This is a genomic window from Kluyvera sp., from assembly GCF_965301105.1.
In genome coordinates, this window is sequence record NZ_CBDKZX010000080.1 from 1 (window position 1) to 17,415 (window position 17,415).

A 17,415-nucleotide genomic window follows, 5' to 3' on the forward strand; every position below is an offset into this window, starting at 1 on the left:
TACTATTTTGTATGGGAACAGAATAAATAGTGGCAATTAACAATTAAAGATACTGAGATTGTCCCTGTGCGACGGTACAGCGATGGCGGCACAGGCAGCGCAAACTTGCCAGAGATCAAGGTGGCGGCACTTCGTGGCCCACAGGTCGATCTGGAGACTATCTCGCGGCACGCAAATTGTTATAATGTGATTTGCGTCACATCATTAATGTGACGACCGTTTGAATGAATTGCATGACGAGAGTGTTTTTATGGAAGAAAGGACGAGCCGCGGACCAGGCGGTAAGCTGGCGCTGTGGGTCTTTTACGCGTTTTGCGGCTACTTTATCTGGGCAATGGGTCATTATATTTGGGTCATCAGCGATGTGCAGAGCATTCCCGGCGCCACCCTTGAGGGGGAAATGGGCTCGACCAGCGGTAAATGGCTTGGCGCGTTGTTGGGCTTTCTGGTTCTGAGCATTGTCGGCGGGCTGCTGGGCGGCATTGCGTGGTATACGCGCCCTCGTCGCTACGGGCAGGAAGAACGCCTGTAATCTTGCTATGCTGGGTGAAATATTCACTCAGGCGACACCCAAAATGGATTTAACCGCATGGCAGCAGGACGTTGAGTTCTGGTTTGAACAACATGAGTTTCACGGCGATGCTTCACATGATATCGCCCATTTTCGCCGGGTGTGGCATACCGCCCGGCAGATAGCAGAAGGGCGGCCGGTCGATTTGCTCGTCATTCTGCTGGCCAGTTATTTTCACGACCTGGTGAGTCTACCGAAAAATCACCCTGATCGTGCGCAATCCTCACAGCTGGCGGCGCAGCGAACTTTAGACGTTCTGCGCCGCGATTTCCCCCATTTCCCCAGCGAACGTTATAGCGCTGTCGCTCATGCGATAGCGGCGCACAGCTTCAGCGCAAGGATCCCACCGCAAACGGAAGAAGCGCGAATTGTCCAGGATGCCGACCGGCTTGAGGCGCTGGGTGCCATCGGGCTGGCTCGCGTGTTTGCTGTCTCGGGTTCGATGAATACGGCGCTGTTCGATGCTGACGATCCCTTTGCCGATCGCCGGCCGTTAGATGACAAAACCTACGCGCTGGACCATTTCCAGACCAAACTGCTGCGCCTGCCTGCGACGATGCAAACTGAGAAAGGGCGGGAATTAGCGCAAAAGAATGCTGATTTCCTGGTGCACTTTATGGCAAAACTGAGCGCCGAACTGGCGGGCGACGCGCTGTCGCTGGATGCGGATGTGCTGCGGCGATTCGCGCCACAAGAATCCAGCAAACTGTGATAATCTCGCCTTTATTTGCGCTTTCTTTTTCCTTTTCTGTATCTGGTCAAATTTATGCAACAACGAGTCTTATCAAACGAGGTAGCGTTACCCGACGAGCCGGACGCTCAGGCGCTGCTGGAGCATATCCTGGAGATTTACGATCTTAAGACCGTTGTCGCCGAGCTGGTTGCCGTAGGGGAACAGCACTGGAGCCCGGCTATTGTTAAACGTGTCGTCACGTTGGGGCGTGCCAATACCCGACTCAGCGAAAACGAGCAGGCGCATCTTGCTGGGTTGCTGCCGAAGCCGCCCGCTCATCATCCGCATTATGCATTCCGCTTTGTCGACCTTTTTGCCGGTATTGGCGGAATACGCAATGGCTTTGAGGCGATTGGCGGCCAGTGCGTGTTCACCAGCGAGTGGAACAAACATGCGGTGCGTACCTATAAGGCGAACTGGTACTGCGATCCGCATGAGCACCAGTTCAACGCCGACATTCGCGATGTCACGCTCAGTGCTCGCACCGACGTCAGCGACGCTGAGGCGCAGGCGCATATTCGCCAATGCATTCCGCAACATGATGTTCTGCTCGCAGGCTTTCCCTGCCAGCCGTTTTCGCTTGCCGGAGTATCGAAAAAAAATGCCCTGGGCCGTGCGCACGGGTTTGCCTGTGATACGCAAGGCACGCTGTTTTTTGACGTAGTACGAATTATTGACGCACGCAGGCCGCCCATCTTTGTGCTGGAAAACGTCAAGAATCTCAAGAGTCACGATGGTGGGAAAACCTTCCGCATTATCATGCAAACCCTGGACGAGCTGGGCTATGAAGTTGCCGATGCTGCGGATATGGGGGCCGATGATCCGAAGATTATCGATGGTCAGCACTTCTTGCCGCAGCACCGCGAACGTATTGTGCTGGTTGGCTTCCGCCGGGATTTAGGCCTGCATCAGGGCTTCACCCTGCGCGATATTCCCGCGCTTTACCCTGCGCGTCGTCCGACGTTTGGCGAGCTGTTAGAGCCGAATGTCGATGCCAAATTTATCCTGACGCCAGTGCTGTGGAAGTACCTCTATCGCTATGCGCGTAAGCATCAGGAAAAGGGCAACGGATTCGGTTATGGCCTGGTTGACCCAACGCGAGCCAGCAGCGTGGCGCGTACGTTGTCGGCACGCTATTACAAAGACGGCGCGGAGATCCTCATCGATCGCGGCTGGGATCGCGCGCTGGGCGAAAAAAATTTTGACGATCCACAGAATCAGTTACGTCGACCGCGTCGCCTGACGCCGCGCGAGTGCGCGCGGTTGATGGGCTTTGAATCGCCGCAGGGCTACCGCTTTCGCATTCCGGTCTCGGATACCCAGGCCTATCGCCAGTTTGGTAACTCGGTGATCGTGCCGGTATTTGCCGCCGTGGCCAGGCTGCTGGAGTCGCGTATCCTGCAAGCGGTACAAAAGCGGGATGCGGAGAAGAAGAATGGCGGACGTTCACGATAAGGCCACTCGCAGCAAAAATATGCGTGCTATCGGTACGCAGAATACCGCCATTGAAAAAAGGATGGCGTCCTTGCTCGAGCAGTTGGGCCTGCGCTGGCGGGCTCAGGACACGCGTTTGCCGGGGCGGCCAGATTTTACGCTCGACGACTATCGTTGCGTCATTTTTACCCACGGCTGTTTCTGGCATCAACACGATTGCTATTTGTTTAATGTGCCCGCCACGCGAACCGAGTTCTGGCTGGCGAAAATTGGCGCTAATGCCGCTCGCGATCGACGGGATATCGGCCTGCTGGTCGAACAGGGCTGGCGAGTGCTGGTGGTATGGGAGTGCGCGCTACGCGGACGACAGAAGCTAAGCGATAGCGCGCTGAGCGAACGGCTGGAGGAGTGGATCTGCGGCGGCGAAGGCAGCGCGCAGATCGGGATTCAGGGGATCACGAATCTAAACCTGCTTTCTTCGTCGGGCAGGGAGTAGCCGACGCTTTCGCCGGGAACAGGTATTTGCCTAAGGTCACCAGGACAACCGCCGCAATGATAATCGCCAGCGCCAGCCACTCAGTCGCAGAGAGATGCTCGCCATTAAAACCGGTGCCCAACAGCACGGCGACCACCGGGTTGACGTAAGCGTAGCTGGTGGCCACGGCGGGGGTAACATTACGAATCAGATACATATAGGCATTAATGGCGATGATAGAACCGAAAATCGCCAGGTAACCTACCGCCAGAAAACCGTGCAGATCCGGTAACGTCGTCAAGCGTTCACCGCTGAGCAGCGAGGCCAGCATCAACACAATACCGGCGGCCAGCATTTCAATTGCCCCGGCCATCATGCCGGTTGGCAGCGTGATACGTGATCCATACACCGAACCAAACGCCCAGCTCAGCGAACCAATCAGAATCAGCAGCGCTCCCCACGGGTTGCCGCTAAGGTTGCCGCCGCTGTTTAACAGCACGATGCCCGCCAGACCGATGGCGATCCCCAGCCATTCCAGCTTACGGGTGGCGATGCCGAAAAAGCGGCTAAAGCACAAGGTGAACAGCGGTACGGTCGCCACCATGACGGCGGCAATCCCCGAAGGCACATGCTGATGTTCCGCCACCGTCACCATGCCGTTCCCCACGGCCAGCAGCAGTACGCCAATCAGCGCCGCGTTGAGCAGCGGCCCACGCGGCGGCAGCCGATGTCCGGTCGCCAGCAGATACATCATCAGCACCACGCCCGCCGACAGGAAGCGCACGCCCGCCATCATCAGCGGGGGCCAGCTGGCAACGCCAATGCTGATGGCAAAATAGGTCGACCCCCAGATGATATACAGCGCGAACAGCGCGCCAACCAGGGGTAACAGTTGTTTAATACGCATACTTCCTCACGGCAAAATAGCAAGCAGGCTGATAGTAAACGCGAAAACGAGTTCGCTGGCGAGTGCTTTAATTAAGGGGTTGATGTTATTTTTATGTTATAAATATGTATCTCTTACACCCCGCGCTATTTTGCTTCATACTTTACTCTCAATAACAAAAAGGAAGGATGTCGCTTGTGGCGGGAAGTAGTTTATTAACCTTATTAGATGATATCGCGACTTTACTCGACGATATCTCGATGATGGGCAAACTGGCGGCGAAAAAAACCGCCGGTGTGCTGGGCGATGATTTATCGCTGAATGCCCAGCAGGTGTCAGGCGTGCGCGCTAACCGCGAATTGCCAGTGGTGTGGAGCGTGGCCAAGGGGTCGCTGCTCAATAAGGTGATTCTGGTACCGCTGGCGCTGCTGATCAGCGCCTTTATCCCCTGGGCGGTGACGCCGTTGCTGATGATCGGCGGGGCCTATCTGTGCTTTGAAGGCGTGGAGAAGGTGCTGCATAGCCTGCATGCGCGTAAGCACAAGGGCGATGAAGCTGCCCGTCAGAAGCGTCTGGAGACGATTGCGCAGCAGGATCCGGCTATCTATGAGCGCGATAAAGTCAAAGGGGCGATTCGTACCGACTTTATTCTGTCGGCGGAAATTGTGGCAATTACGTTGGGCATTGTGGCGCAAGCGCCGTTGCTCAATCAGGTACTGATTCTATCCGGCATCGCGCTGTTGGTGACCGTGGGCGTCTACGGCATTGTCGGGGTGATCGTCAAGCTGGATGATATGGGTTACTGGCTGGCCGAGAAGCGCAGCGTGCTGGCGCAAGGGCTGGGCAAAGGCCTGCTGGTGGTAGCGCCGTGGCTGATGAAAACGCTCTCGGTGGTGGGAACGCTGGCGATGTTTCTGGTGGGCGGCGGCATTGTGGTTCACGGCGTAGCGCCATTGCACCATGCCATTGAAGGTTTTGCCCAGCAGCAGTCGGCGTGGTTGGCCATGGCGTTGCCAACGCTGGCAAATCTGGTACTGGGATTTATCATTGGCGCCGTGGTGTTGGCCGCGGTGAATCTCATTGCCCGTTTGCGTAAAAAGTCGGCATAAATAATCCAATTCCGCTACGCAAAGAGGGCGTGACCAGGCTAATGTAAAACTGTTTCACCCTGATACCGGAGGCAATAATGGTCTTTTTGGTCAGTGATGAAGTCCGGCCCAAAAACGGTGGGCCGCGGATGGTGGTAACCGGTTATGCCAGCGGTATGGTGGAGTGTCGTTGGTATGATGGTTTCGGCGTCAAACGGGAAGCATTCCGTGAAGATGAGCTGATTCCCGGCGCCATCCATCAGCAAGAACAGGCATCATAACCGTGTTTACGCCCGGCATTTGCCGGGCGTTTTAGACCCGATCTTATCGGGCTCTTTGTCGTAGAGCAGTGTAATGGAGCAGCATGAATTTTCAGCAACGCAGTAGTGGGATGTGGGATGGTTCTGTGAGTATCAGGAGGCCAATGTGCGTCCCTTGACCGTCACCACGGCGGCTTCGTCAGGATGGTGGGCGCGGCTCACGCGTCGGGTTAGCCCCGAACGAGTGGTGAATATCTGCTTTCTGGTGGTGCTGTTCTTCTCCACGTTGCTGACCTGGCGCGAAACCATCGTGCTGGAGGATGCGTATATCTCCAGCCAGCGCAATAACCTGAAAAACGTCGCCAACGACATGGACGCGCAGCTGCAGTTCAACACTGACCGCTTGCTGTTTTTTCGCAACGGTATGGAGTCCGCGCTTCAGGTGCCTCTGGCCTTTGAAGTGTTGCGCACCGCTGAGCAGGAGTTTGAGCGCAAGCGTGCGTTCGCCGACTGGCGGATCTCGCTAAACAACAACCGTACGTTGCCGCTGAACGGCGTCTCGGATAACTTCGTCAAACATACCAATCTCCTGTCGCGTGATAACTCGCTGCTGGGCAACGAGTTTATGGCCGCCATTGAACTGGGCTATTTGCTTCGCCTCTCTGCCATTACGCGTCAGCATCTTTCCCGTTTTGAAACCCATATGCTGTACGTTTCGCGCGCCGGGTTCTACCTCAGCACCGAACAAAATCAGGGCAATGGCATCACCGAATACTATTACAGCCTGGCGACCAGCCCGTGGTTTATCCAGCAGTCACAGCGAGATAACCCGGGGCGCGGTGTGAAATGGCACACCAGCTTCAACCGCGATAAAGTGCCGGTAGCCCAGATGGTCACCGCCTCTGTACCGCTCGATTACGATCACTACTGGTTTGGCGTGTTGGCCATTCAGCTGTCGGTTAACGAAATGACCCAGTTCCTGATGCAGTCTGTCGAAGGGGAGGAAGAGGGGGAATATCAGCTCTACGATCGCCGAATGAATCTGATTGCTTCATCCGAAGAGGAGCCGCAAAAACGCACGCAGCTTTCGCAAGAGATTCAGGCGCAGCTGGCATATGCCTACGAGCACGATAACGAGGGGAGCGTGCGCCAGCTTTCCCGCTACATCAGCTGGGAAAAACTGCGCAATTTCGACGGCGTGTTGTTGCGCATTCACAGCCTGGAAGAAGGGATCCGCGGTGACTTTGGCAGCATCAGTATCGCGCTAACCCTTTTGTGGATACTGTTTACCTCCATGCTGCTTATCTCCTGGGCCGTCATCCGCCGCATGGTACGCAATATGTCGTCGCTGCAGGATTCGCTGGAATGGCGCGCCTGGCACGATATGTTGACCCGGCTGTATAACCGTGCCGCGCTGTTTGAGCGAGCGGGTAAAGCGCTTGCCGTCAGCCAGCAGCGAGGGGCACCGATGTCGGTGATTCAGCTGGATCTGGACCACTTCAAGCGTATCAACGATCAATATGGTCATCAGGCCGGAGATCGGGTGCTTACCCATATTGGCCGGGTGATTATCAATAAAATTCGCAAATCGGATATTGCCGGACGCGTCGGCGGCGAAGAGTTCTGTATCGTGCTGCCGGAAACATCGCTGGAACAGGCGGTGGTTATCGCTGAACGCATTCGTGAGAGCATCTATAGCCGTGAAATTCTCATCAGCCGCAATCAGACGCTGCGGGTGAGCGCTTCGTTGGGAGTGTGCAGTAGCGAAGAGTTACAGCGCTATGATTTCCAGCACCTTCAGTCGATCGCTGACGGTCGGCTGTATCAGGCTAAACAGGGCGGGCGTAATCGGGTGTGTGCGGAAGGCTGATTACGTAGACCATAGCAGCGAAAATCATAAATTTAGCTTATGGATAAGTATTGTAATCAGAATAATCCCAAAACATTATCAATGATTCCGGTTAGAGGAAGTTGCCATCTGATTGATTTATATCGATGTTCTTAAAAGAAGAAACAATGCGTGACGGAGAGGTCATATATATTTATTAGGTGAATAATTCTTGTCATTCAACATAAACAACGATAATGTTTCACCACGTCAGGTTTCCTGATGTAACGAATATTTCAATGCTTCTTGCTTCGGCAAGGTTGATCCCGACGCAGACGTGTCGGGATTTTTTTGCCTTCAACGCGTCACTTCTGTCACGCTGAAGTCGTGAACATCCAGCTCGAAAGCTTCCGCCAGTTCTCGCCAGGTATGGTATTCACGACCGTCGACGCTCACGTGGTGTGGATCGTTCGACGAACGGTGGATTTCGCTTTCGCTGATTTCGTTGATAGCTGCCAGTAGCGCATCAACGTTGATGTCACGAGGATCGATCGCTGATTTCATCACAGATACCCTTTTTACCGCGCCCTGTATAATTATACATGCGTCGTATAATGTTGCTCACTTTTTGCTCAATTTTTGTTGTTGGTGGATATTTAGCCAGTTGGTTGTCAAGGCCGCTGTCAGCATGACAATTTTGTTCTACACTGGGAAAAACCAATCAGGAGAGGCGTTTATGCAAGTTAACGATCGTGTGACGGTCAAAACCGATGGGGGGCCGCGTCGCTCCGGAGTGGTGCTGGCCATTGAACAGTTCAATGAAGGGACGATGTATCTGGTCGCGCTGGAAGACTATCCGCTGGGGATCTGGTTTTTCAACGAAGTGGGCCATCCTGATGGAATTTTTGTTGAGAAAAGCGAATCGTAATCGATCATCTGGCGGTAGCCCTACCGCCAGTTTCCCTGCCTGGATATCCTAGCGCATATTGACGAAAATGCCCGAGGTGACATTTTCCGCCAGGCGCACAACATGATAAATAACCTGTTTGTTATGCGTTTTTATTTTCTTCTTAATATTACCCTTATGTGACGATACGGTTTTTGCTTTAATATTCATCTGATCGGAAATCTGAATCGTTCCCTGTCCCGACATCCACATTTTCAGCATGCTTGATTCTGTCCTGCTTAATGACAGAGTAGACATATTAGTTTGCTTTACGTCTGATTTTTCTTTTTTCAGATAATTCCCCAGAATGCTATCCAGGGTTTCCGGTTTTATCGATTTGGAACTTATTAGCAGATTACTCCGCACCATCAGGTATTCGTCAAAATGAATATTGGCAATAGCCATAAAAACAATGAACAAAGTCCTGGGATGTTGATTAATGATCTGCTTGATATGCAAGCTACTCTGCACATCGTGGATGAAGCAGTCCTCATTAATGAACACGACAGATGGATGACGAGTCGCGCAAACTTCTGTAAGTGCTTCTACGCTCTCAACATTGTCAATATCTCGTTTCTTCACTCCACGACTGGCCAGGTATCCGGTTAACCCTAGCCGCGTATAACTGCATAGATCCATAATAATCGTTGACATGGCATACCCTCACTCAATGCGTAACGATAATTAACCCATTACCCTCGAACTTCATCGTCGCAGCGAACCTAATGAAAATAAAAAATTGAGAATGAAGACGATCAGGCGGCATCAACTATCCCGTAAAGTTACGTATAATTTGCCAGGAATCATCTCAAAGTAAAGTAAATGTTAGGTTATGTGAAAGACGTAAAAACAAATAACCCGCGCCAGCGATATGCTGGTAGATGTTTTTGCAAATTTACTTTAGGAATTTCCTCATAATAACCTGGAGGGTACTATGGAGAATTTATACGTGGTAACTCACTGATAATATCAGCTAATAGATCAAATATTTCGCTAAATAAGTGTTCACAGAAGGGGGCCACTAATGGCATTAACGCCGCCATCAGCATAATGCCGACGGTCAGGGTGATGGGGAAGCCGATAACAAACACCGACAGCTGCGGGGTCATGCGGTTTAGCATCCCGAGCGCCAGGTTAACGGTCAGCAGTAGGGTAATGATCGGCAGCGCAAGCATGAGACCGTTGAGGAAAATCATGCCGCCCGCCCGGGCGAGCGCGAGAAACGCATTGCTGTTAATGGGCTCACCGCCGATAGGCAACGTGTGGAAGGTGTCGACCAGCAGTGAAATCAGCCACAGATGGCCGTTGAAGACCAGGAACAGCAGCATGGCCAGCATATCGAGAATGCGCGCCAGTACCGGCATGTTGAGATTGCTGCCCGGATCGACAAAGGTCGCGAACGAGAGACCCATTTGCAGGCCCACAATCTCGCCGCAGGTTCGTACGGCGGCAAAGGCAAACTGCATCGTAAAGCCCAGCGCGATGCCGATGAGAATTTGTTGTAACGCCAGCCAGAGCGCATTGGCGGAAAAAATCGGCACATCGACCGGCGGCAGCGAAGGGGCAATGACGAAGGTGATAATAATCCCCAAACCGACTTTCACCCGTTTAGGCACAGAGCGTTCACTGAGTATCGGCGCGGTGGTGATCAGCGCCAGCACGCGCAGCAACGGCCAGAAGTAGAGCCCGAGCCATGAAACCCACTGGTCGCTGGTCATGTGAAGCATAATGCTTAACCGATGATGTAGGGCAGGTTGCTGAACAACGTGCGTACGTAGTCAAGCAGCAGATTCAGCATCCACGGCCCGGCGACGATGATCGCGATAAACACGGCGATAATTTTGGGGATAAACGACAGCGTCATTTCGTTAATCTGCGTGGCCGCTTGCAGAATACTGATAATCAGACCGGTGACCAGCGAGACCAAAAGCAGCGGCGCCGCCAGAGCCAGCGCCACTTTCATCGCCTCGGTGCCCATCATCATGACGGATTCAGGGGTCATGGGTACTCCTTAACTGTAAAAACTCTGCGCCAACGAACCGACCAATAACTGCCAGCCATCGACCAACACAAACAGCATCAGCTTGAAGGGCAGGGCAATGGTCGCGGGCGGTACCATCATCATCCCCAGCGCCATCAGCACACTGGCAATGACCAGGTCGATAATCAGAAACGGTATAAAAATAGTGAAGCCAATCTGGAAAGCGGTTTTTAGCTCGCTGGTGACGTAGGCGGGCAGCAGAATACGCATCGGCACGGCTTCCGGGCCTTGAATCGGTGCGCTGTTGGCCAGCCGGGCAAACAGCGCCAGGTCGGCTTCGCGTGTCTGGCGCAGCATAAATTCACGCAGCGGTTGCGCGCCTTTATCTAACGCCTCCTGCATGGTGATTTTATCTTCGCTAAACGGCTGATACGCGTCGGTATAAACTTTATCAATCACCGGCGACATAATAAAAAAGGTGAGAAACAGCGCCAGCCCCAGCAGCACCTGGTTAGGCGGCGCGGACGGCGTACCCAGCGCGCTGCGGAGCAGGCCGAAGACGATGATGATGCGCGTAAAGCTGGTCATCATGAGCAAAATCGCCGGGATAAAGGTCAGCGAGGTGATAAACACCAGCGTTTGGATCGGCAACGACCAGCTCTGCCCGCCGTTGGCCAGCGGCTGGCTGATTAAACCCGGAAGCTGAGCAAAGGCGGAAGGCGAGAGCAATAGCAGCCCGCCCAGCGCGAGGGAATAAATACGGCGCATCAGGATCTCCCGGGACGCTTAAGCATGTTTTTCATCAGTGAAGCAAATTCCGGCGCGTTAGCCTGCGGCGGCGGGTTTTCCGGCGGCGCTGGCGGCAGGGTATGCAGCAGCGTTACCTGCTGGGCGGTGACGCCCAGCACCAGCCGCGCATCCTCGACGTTCACAATCACCACCCGCTCACGCGCCCCTAACGATGCGCTGGCGCTCACCTTCAGGCCGCTGCTGCTTCGGCCCTGCACCGTACCGGGCAGAACGCGTTTAATGACCCACGCGGCGGCCAGAATCAGCACGATAATGCCCAGTAGTGCGCCGCTCACCTGAATCAGCGGTGAAGTCGTCGGTTCATTGGCGTGCGCCACCGTCACCGGCGTGGTGGTGTGGCTCGCCGGCGCAGCGTGCGATGGTGTTACTACAGGCGCGGAGTGGGTTGCGCTCATATCAGCGGCTCAGACGGCGCATGCGCTCTGACGGCGTGATGATGTCGGTAATGCGAACGCCGTATTTATCGGCAACCACCACCACTTCACCTTGCGCTATCAAATAGCCGTTAATCAGAATATCCAGCGGTTCACCGGCCAGACCGTCCAGCGCCACCACCGAACCTTGCGTCAGACGCAGCAGCTCTTTGATGGTCATGCGCGTGCGGCCTAACTCCACGGTCAGCTTGACCGGGATATCCATAATCAGGTCGATATCCTGCAACGTACCGCTGACATCACCGCCGCCCAACTGTTGGAAGACCGCGTCGGCGGCGCTTTTACCGGAGGTGGATTTTTGCTCGTTCAGCGCTTCAGCCCACAGATCGTCCACGGATCCGCTGTTGTCATCGGGTGGAGTATTCATATCACTCATTTGGGCTGTTCCTCGTTCAGCGAATTCAAAATCGGGTTGATCAAATGTTCTACGCGCAGCGCATACTGGCCGTTCACGGTGCCGTACTGGCTGGTTAACACCGGTACGCCGTCGACGTGAGCAATAATGCGGTCTGGCTTGTCAATCGGCAGAACGTCACCGGGTTTAAGTTTGAGTATTTGTGACAAACGCAGCGAGATATCGGCGAAATTCGCCACCAGTTCCAGCTCGGAATGCTGCACCTGGCGTACCAGGTTCTCGCGCCAGTTTTGGTCCTCGTGACGTGAGTTTTCCAGCGGCGGGTTGACCAGCAGTTCGCGCAGCGGTTCAATCATGCTGAACGGCAGACAAATGTTAAATTCACCGGTCAGGTTGCCGATTTCCACGTGGAATGGCGTGTTCACCACGATATCGTTCGGTGAGGTGGTAATGTTGGTGAACTTCACCTGCATCTCCGAACGGACGTACTCCACCTCCAGCGGGTTAATCGCTTTCCAGGCATCGCTATAGCCTTCCAGCGCCAGCTTGAGCATGCGGTTAATCACCCGCTGCTCGGTATGGGTGAATTCACGTCCCTCAACCTTGGTCGGGAAGCGACCGTCGCCGCCGAACAGGTTGTCCACCGCGATAAACACCAGGCTTGGCGAGAACACCACCAGGCCGGTACCGCGCAGCGGCTTAAGGTGAATCAGGTTGAGGTTGGTCGGCACCGGCAGGTTACGGGCAAACTCGTGGTAGGGCTGAATGCGGATCGCCCCCACGGTAATGTCCGGACTACGACGCAGCAGGTTGAATAACCCCATACGGAAGTGGCGGGCGAAACGCTCGTTAATAATCTCCAGCGCCTGCAGTCGCTCACGGACCACGCGGCGCTGGGTATTGGGGTCGTAGGGGCGAATGTCATCTTCGCCCGTCGCGCCCGCCAGCGGTTCACTTGATTTGTCGCTGTCGCCGTTTAACAGCGCATCGATTTCGGCCTGAGAAAGAATACTGTCGCCCATGGCTCTACCGCAGAATAAAGGCAGTGTACAGAACGTCGGTAACGTTCTGTTTCGGCTGACCGGCAATTAACGGCGCGCTCAGCGTCTCTTTAATATCGTTTGCGAGCTGTTTTTTGCCTTCGTCTGTTGCCAGTTTAGTCGCATCCTGACGCGACAGCAGCAGCAGCATGCGGCTGCGCACTTCCGGCAGATAGTCGTTCAGACGGGCGCGGTCAGCTTCGGACTTCATGCGCAGCGTGATGCCCACGTACAGCACGCGATCGGCATCGCCCAGGTTGACGGTGAAGGTATCCAGCGGGAAAAAGACCGGTGCGGCCGGCGGCGGCGCTTCTTTTGGCGCGGCCGGGGCGCTCTGATGCTCAATGCGCCAGTAGCTGTAACCTGCTGTGGCGCAGGCGGCGAGCGTTACCAGCACCAAAAGTGGGATCCAGAGCGAGCGTTTGCTCTTTTTATTGATAGCGGTGTCAGTCATCTGATGCGGTCTTCCTTTTTACTACTGCTTATCCAATGATTATCCCGCCTCCCGCGCCGGTCAAAGCGTGGAAAAGACGGGAATAATCGTGTTACCTCTGGCGTTTAAGCGAAGATATCTACCGCGTTATCGCCGCGAGAGGCGGCGTGCAGGGCGGCAGGGACGGCCAGCATCTCAGCGTCGTCCTGAGCATCGCTGGCGTTGGCGTCAGCGCGCGAGGCGAACGATTGCTGGGAAGAGGGCTGCTGTTGCTGGCCCGCAAAGCCATCGCTGCTGATATTGCTCTGGCCCAGTTGGATTCCGTTATCTTCCAGTTGGCTGCGCAGCACCGGCAGAGCGGCTTCCAACGCCGCGCGTACGTGGCTGTGCGGCGAGGCCATTTGGATCTGCGCGAGGTTATCTTCCACCTTCAGCGTAATGTGTACCTGGCCTAACGACTCGGGGTGCAGGCGCAGTTCGGCGGTTTGCTGGCCCTGACGGGTAAACAGCGTGATGTGCTGGCTGACGTTCTGCTGCCAGTCCGGAGTACCAAGCTGGGCATGGACGTTGGCGCTGGCGGCCATCGGGGCGGCCAGTGAACTGCTGCTCTGTGGCGAAATCGGCGACACCGTCGCCGTTGGCGCGGTTGGGCTTGGCGTGCTTTCCGCTTCTGCTTTCTGCGCCGGGATCACAAAGGCGGCGTCGGTGGATAGCGCACGGGCATCGGTTTGCGGTTGCGAGGCCGGAGCGCTTTTCACATCGATAAAACCGTCGGCTTTTGCTGAGTCACGTTTGAGTGGCGCGTTTAACGCGTTCAGCGTATCGCTGGTGGCGCTGGCGGTCGAGTTCACCGCCGTCTGCGGGGCTTGCGGCGGCGTGGGCAGCATGGCCATCAACGCATTCAGGCTGCCCTGTTCGTCGTCGCTGAGTTTGTCCTCGTCGCTCTCTTTATCGCTGAGCTTATCCTTACCTGACGCTATTTCGCCTTTAAGGTGTGCCGCCAGCGAACTGAGCAGCGTCTGCGCATCGCTTTGTTCGCTGATATCCGTCGCTTCACCAATCTCAGCGGTGGCGCGTGTCGCTTCCTGCTGTACCAGCCATTCGGTGATGGATTGACCTTTCGCTTTGACATCGCGCAGCGCCGCCGCGTCCTCGCCGGATAGTTGGGCGATTTTGCCCGCGTTTGTTGCATCGCCGGCTTGCGTTAATGCACCCGCCAGCAGAGCCAGAAAATCCTCGGCGCCGCCTGCGGTTTTGGCTGCGGTATCGGCCCCTGCGAGGCTTGCATCGCTGATGGCCAGGTTAGGCAGAGTGATCATTCTGGTTTCCTCATGGTTGCTCGTTGGGCAAATTCATCCATCTTTTTCTGATCCAGACGGTTTTCCGCCAGCAGCTCCGCAGAGGCCTGCCGGTCCTGTAGCGTTTGCCATGCCTGCAAGCGCTGTTTTTTCTCGCGCCAGAAGTTCAGCGCCTGTTCGACTTTGTTGTTCCACTGAATAAGCTGCTGACGATGCTGGTCAATGGCTTTTTCCAGTGTCTGAATAAACTGCTGGTAGTTTTGCCAGCGCAGGCTCGCGATCCCCTGCGTCATGTCGTTATTCAGGCTGTTCTGGTATTCAAGCTGATAGTCCATCAACATTTTGAGTTGTTCTTCCGCCTGCTGGCAGCCGCGTCGCATCTCGCCCAACACCAGGGCGGCGTTGTCGACATCGGTTTCTGCCAGTTCTTTAAGCGTTGCTAATGCACCGTGCTGCGCCATATTGGTGATCCTCTTGCTTCACTATGACGTTGGGAAAATCAATTCCAGCGCCTGGATTGATGATTCCCAGTCTGCTTTTTCAAGAATGCCTTGCTGTAAAAATGCTTCCAGGTGCGGCCAGAGCGTGATGGCTTTGTCCAGCATCGGATCGCTGCCTTTGGCGTACGCGCCGACGCTAATCAGGTCGCGGTTACGCTGAAAACTGGAAAGCAGCTGTTTAAAATTGCGCACTCGCGCGTAGTGTTGCTCGCTAATCAGCGCGGTCATGGCACGGCTGATAGAGGCTTCAATATCAATTGCCGGGTAATGACCGGCCTCGGCCAGCCGTCGCGACAGCACGATATGGCCGTCGAGAATGGCGCGGGCGGAGTCGGCGATCGGATCTTGCTGATCGTCGCCTTCGGTTAACACGGTATAAAACGCGGTGATCGAACCGCCGCCGCTGATGCCATTCCCGGCGCGTTCAACCAGCGCGGGCAGCTTGGCAAAGACTGAAGGCGGGTAGCCTTTGGTGGCCGGTGGTTCGCCGATTGCCAGGGCAATTTCACGTTGCGCCATCGCGTAACGGGTCAGCGAATCCATAATCAACAGCACATGCTGTCCGCGATCGCGGAAATCTTCCGCCACGCGGGTGGCGTAAGCGGCGCCCTGCATACGCAGCAGAGGAGAAACGTCGGCGGGCGCGGCAATCACCACGGAACGTGCGCGGCCTTCGGTGCCGAGAATATTCTCGATGAAATCTTTCACCTCGCGACCACGCTCACCGATAAGACCGACGACGATGACGTCAGCGCGGGTATAGCGCGCCATCATGCCGAGCAGTACGCTCTTACCGACGCCCGAGCCGGCAAACAGCCCCATACGCTGGCCGCGACCGACGGTGAGCAGGGCATTGATTGGCCGCACGCCGGTATCCAGCACGTGCTCAATCGGCGTACGCTGGAGTGGGTTGAACGGCGGCGTGATCAGCGCGCCGGTTTCCGTGGTATCCGGCGCGGGCAGGCCGTCGAGCGGTTTGCCGCTGCCGTCGAGCACGCGGCCAAGCAGCGCCGGGCCGAGCGGAAGCTGTTTACCGCTTTGCAGTCCGTCGCCGACGGCGCTACGGGCATAAACCCGCGCGCCGGGTAAAATGCCTTCAACTTCTTCAAGCGGCATTAAAAACAGGCGATGACCGTTGAAGCCGACCACTTCGGCTTCCACTTCCTGCATCTCTGTACCCTGTTGACGCTCAATAATGCAGGTTGCGCCAAGCGGCAACTGCAGCCCGGTGGCTTCCAGCACCAGCCCGGTGGCCCGGGTCAGGCGGCCGTAACGGCGCACGGCGGGAAGCTGGGCAATGCGGGCCTCAAAGTTGTCGAGCGTGTTCAGCCAGCGGGTCAGGCGCACGGTCATTAGCAGGCTCCCGGTGCCGCCAGGCGGCACAGTTCCTGCCAGCGCGTGGCCACGCTGGCGTCGAGATCGCCCTCATCGGCGGAGACCTTACAGCCGCCGGGGTGCAGCGTTGGGTCGCCGCGCAGCCGCCAGCCGTGAAGATTCAGCGTGGCGCCCAGCATCTCCTCGACGCGCGGTAAATCTTCCGGGCTGACCCGCAGCTGCGGCTTGCCGCTGAACAGCGGCTCTTGCTGCAGCAGCGATTGAATCTGTTTGATCAGCGCGGTGTTATCGACCACCGGCATCTGGCCGACAATCTGTCGCGCGGCTTCCAGCGCCATCTGCATCAGACGTGAGGCGATCACGCTGTCGAGCGTATCCAGGGTGTGCTGAAATTCGCTCGCCAGCTGCTGCATGCGGGCATGAATAGGGGCCTGATCCTGTTTGGCTTGTGCCAGGCCCTGTTCGAGCCCCTGCGCCAGACCTTCCTGATAACCTTGTTGTTGACCCGCCGCGTGGCCTTCACGCAGCCCGGCCTGATAGCCCTGTTCATGAGCCTGGATCTGTAGCTGAGCCAACTGCTGTTGCTGCAACTGCTCGGCAGAAATTTCTTCCTGCACGGCGTCCGGTTCGTCGAGGGTGAGGGGAGTAAACTCCACCTCCTCCGGCGGCGAGAGATCGTCAGGCTGCCAGACTTTCCACGGCGTGGTATCAGACATAGGTGTCGTCTCCGCTGCCAATCACCATCTCGCCGGTTTCGGCCAGACGACGCACAATAAGCAGAATGGCTTTCTGTTCGTTCTCAACCTGCGACAGACGTACCGGGCCACGGTTGGCGAGGTCGTCGCGCAGAATGTCGGCAGCACGCTGGGACATATTGCGCAGGAACTTCTCGCGTAGCGGCGGCTCGGAACCTTTGAGTGCGATAAGCAACGATTCGGAATCCACTTCCTGCAGCAGGCGCTGGATGCTGCGATCGTCGACCTCGACCAGGTTTTCGAACAGGAACAT

General features: G+C 55.9%; 23 protein-coding genes. 8 read left to right on the plus strand and 15 right to left on the minus strand.

From position 1 onward, the window contains the following. Positions 1-250 precede the first annotated feature (250 nt). Genes drpB through ACW14G_RS19040 form a run of 4 tightly spaced genes read left to right on the plus strand, consistent with a single transcriptional unit; the run spans position 251 to position 3,234 of the window. Positions 251-532 (plus strand): cell division protein DrpB, encoded by a 282-nt coding sequence (gene drpB / locus ACW14G_RS19025; protein ID WP_163448945.1) that lies wholly within the window; start codon positions 251-253, stop codon positions 530-532. Between the two features lie 43 nt (positions 533-575). After that, positions 576-1,283, plus strand: a complete 708-nt coding sequence (locus ACW14G_RS19030) for a phosphohydrolase (RefSeq protein ID WP_249023075.1) — start codon at positions 576-578, stop codon at positions 1,281-1,283. Between the two features lie 54 nt (positions 1,284-1,337). Further along, the gene (locus tag ACW14G_RS19035) at positions 1,338-2,759 is read left to right on the plus strand and encodes a DNA cytosine methyltransferase (protein WP_249023076.1); all 1,422 of its coding nucleotides are present in this window, start codon (positions 1,338-1,340) and stop codon (positions 2,757-2,759) included. Beyond that, a complete protein-coding gene (locus ACW14G_RS19040; protein ID WP_163448948.1) occupies positions 2,740-3,234 on the plus strand; it encodes a very short patch repair endonuclease in 495 nt (164 codons plus the stop codon). Before ACW14G_RS19035 ends, ACW14G_RS19040 begins: the two co-directional genes overlap by 20 nt. Here the strand turns inward: ACW14G_RS19040 and yedA are convergent. After that, positions 3,194-4,120, minus strand: a complete 927-nt coding sequence (gene yedA / locus ACW14G_RS19045) for a drug/metabolite exporter YedA (RefSeq protein WP_167575525.1) — start codon at positions 4,118-4,120, stop codon at positions 3,194-3,196. The two genes, ACW14G_RS19040 and yedA, sit on opposite strands and share 41 nt — an antisense overlap. A 176-nt stretch (positions 4,121-4,296) precedes the next feature. Between yedA and ACW14G_RS19050 the strand changes: the two genes are divergently transcribed. The 3 genes from ACW14G_RS19050 (at position 4,297) to dgcQ (ending at position 7,317) form a co-directional block, all read left to right on the plus strand. Next, entirely contained in the window at positions 4,297-5,208 is a 912-nt protein-coding gene (locus tag ACW14G_RS19050; RefSeq protein WP_167575526.1) for a DUF808 family protein, read from the plus strand. Positions 5,209-5,285: 77 nt separating this feature from the next. After that, entirely contained in the window at positions 5,286-5,468 is a 183-nt protein-coding gene (locus ACW14G_RS19055; RefSeq protein WP_163448950.1) for a YodC family protein, read from the plus strand. Positions 5,469-5,613: 145 nt separating this feature from the next. Next, on the plus strand, positions 5,614-7,317 hold the full coding sequence (dgcQ, locus tag ACW14G_RS19060; RefSeq protein ID WP_419057210.1) for a cellulose biosynthesis regulator diguanylate cyclase DgcQ: 1,704 nt from the start codon (positions 5,614-5,616) through the stop codon (positions 7,315-7,317). Positions 7,318-7,632: 315 nt separating this feature from the next. Here the strand turns inward: dgcQ and ACW14G_RS19065 are convergent, their stop codons facing one another. Further along, the gene (locus ACW14G_RS19065) at positions 7,633-7,839 is read right to left on the minus strand and encodes a DUF2525 domain-containing protein (RefSeq protein WP_167575527.1); all 207 of its coding nucleotides are present in this window, start codon (positions 7,837-7,839) and stop codon (positions 7,633-7,635) included. Positions 7,840-8,011: 172 nt separating this feature from the next. Between ACW14G_RS19065 and dsrB the strand changes: the two genes are divergently transcribed. Then, positions 8,012-8,203, plus strand: coding sequence for a protein DsrB (dsrB, locus tag ACW14G_RS19070; RefSeq protein WP_064544524.1), 192 nt, complete (start codon positions 8,012-8,014; stop codon positions 8,201-8,203). A gap of 48 nt (positions 8,204-8,251) precedes the next feature. Here the strand turns inward: dsrB and rcsA are convergent, their stop codons facing one another. The 13 genes from rcsA to ACW14G_RS19135 form a co-directional block, all read right to left on the minus strand. Continuing rightward, a complete protein-coding gene (rcsA, locus tag ACW14G_RS19075) occupies positions 8,252-8,875 on the minus strand; it encodes a transcriptional regulator RcsA (protein ID WP_163448953.1) in 624 nt (207 codons plus the stop codon). Between the two features lie 278 nt (positions 8,876-9,153). Next, positions 9,154-9,948 (minus strand): flagellar biosynthetic protein FliR, encoded by a 795-nt coding sequence (gene fliR / locus ACW14G_RS19080; protein WP_163448954.1) that lies wholly within the window; start codon positions 9,946-9,948, stop codon positions 9,154-9,156. A gap of 5 nt (positions 9,949-9,953) precedes the next feature. After that, the gene (fliQ, locus tag ACW14G_RS19085) at positions 9,954-10,223 is read right to left on the minus strand and encodes a flagellar biosynthesis protein FliQ (protein WP_062778154.1); all 270 of its coding nucleotides are present in this window, start codon (positions 10,221-10,223) and stop codon (positions 9,954-9,956) included. Between the two features lie 9 nt (positions 10,224-10,232). Further along, positions 10,233-10,970: a flagellar type III secretion system pore protein FliP gene (gene fliP / locus ACW14G_RS19090; RefSeq protein WP_163448955.1), complete on the minus strand. Its 738-nt coding sequence runs from the start codon at positions 10,968-10,970 to the stop codon at positions 10,233-10,235. Further along, a complete protein-coding gene (gene fliO / locus ACW14G_RS19095) occupies positions 10,970-11,407 on the minus strand; it encodes a flagellar biosynthetic protein FliO (RefSeq protein WP_167575529.1) in 438 nt (145 codons plus the stop codon). The genes fliP and fliO overlap by 1 nt, the downstream gene beginning before the upstream one ends. Before the next feature lies 1 nt (position 11,408). After that, on the minus strand, positions 11,409-11,822 hold the full coding sequence (fliN, locus tag ACW14G_RS19100; protein WP_064544530.1) for a flagellar motor switch protein FliN: 414 nt from the start codon (positions 11,820-11,822) through the stop codon (positions 11,409-11,411). Next, complete coding sequence (gene fliM, locus ACW14G_RS19105) at positions 11,819-12,823, minus strand: flagellar motor switch protein FliM (RefSeq protein ID WP_064544532.1); 1,005 nt, start codon at positions 12,821-12,823, stop codon at positions 11,819-11,821. The genes fliN and fliM overlap by 4 nt, the downstream gene beginning before the upstream one ends. Before the next feature lie 4 nt (positions 12,824-12,827). Continuing rightward, a complete protein-coding gene (fliL, locus tag ACW14G_RS19110) occupies positions 12,828-13,295 on the minus strand; it encodes a flagellar basal body-associated protein FliL (RefSeq protein ID WP_163448957.1) in 468 nt (155 codons plus the stop codon). A 104-nt stretch (positions 13,296-13,399) separates the two neighbouring features. Further along, entirely contained in the window at positions 13,400-14,593 is a 1,194-nt protein-coding gene (locus tag ACW14G_RS19115) for a flagellar hook-length control protein FliK (RefSeq protein WP_249023078.1), read from the minus strand. Next, on the minus strand, positions 14,590-15,033 hold the full coding sequence (fliJ, locus tag ACW14G_RS19120; RefSeq protein ID WP_064544537.1) for a flagellar export protein FliJ: 444 nt from the start codon (positions 15,031-15,033) through the stop codon (positions 14,590-14,592). Before fliJ ends, ACW14G_RS19115 begins: the two co-directional genes overlap by 4 nt. Positions 15,034-15,054: 21 nt before the next feature. Then, on the minus strand, positions 15,055-16,425 hold the full coding sequence (gene fliI, locus ACW14G_RS19125) for a flagellar protein export ATPase FliI (RefSeq protein WP_163448967.1): 1,371 nt from the start codon (positions 16,423-16,425) through the stop codon (positions 15,055-15,057). Further along, positions 16,425-17,123 carry a flagellar assembly protein FliH gene (gene fliH / locus ACW14G_RS19130; protein WP_249023079.1) on the minus strand — a complete coding sequence of 233 codons (699 nt, stop codon included), beginning with the start codon at positions 17,121-17,123 and terminating at the stop codon, positions 16,425-16,427. The genes fliI and fliH overlap by 1 nt, the downstream gene beginning before the upstream one ends. Then, a partial coding sequence (locus ACW14G_RS19135) for a FliG C-terminal domain-containing protein (protein ID WP_455648727.1) occupies positions 17,116-17,415 on the minus strand: 300 nt, incomplete at its 5' end. The genes fliH and ACW14G_RS19135, both read right to left, overlap by 8 nt.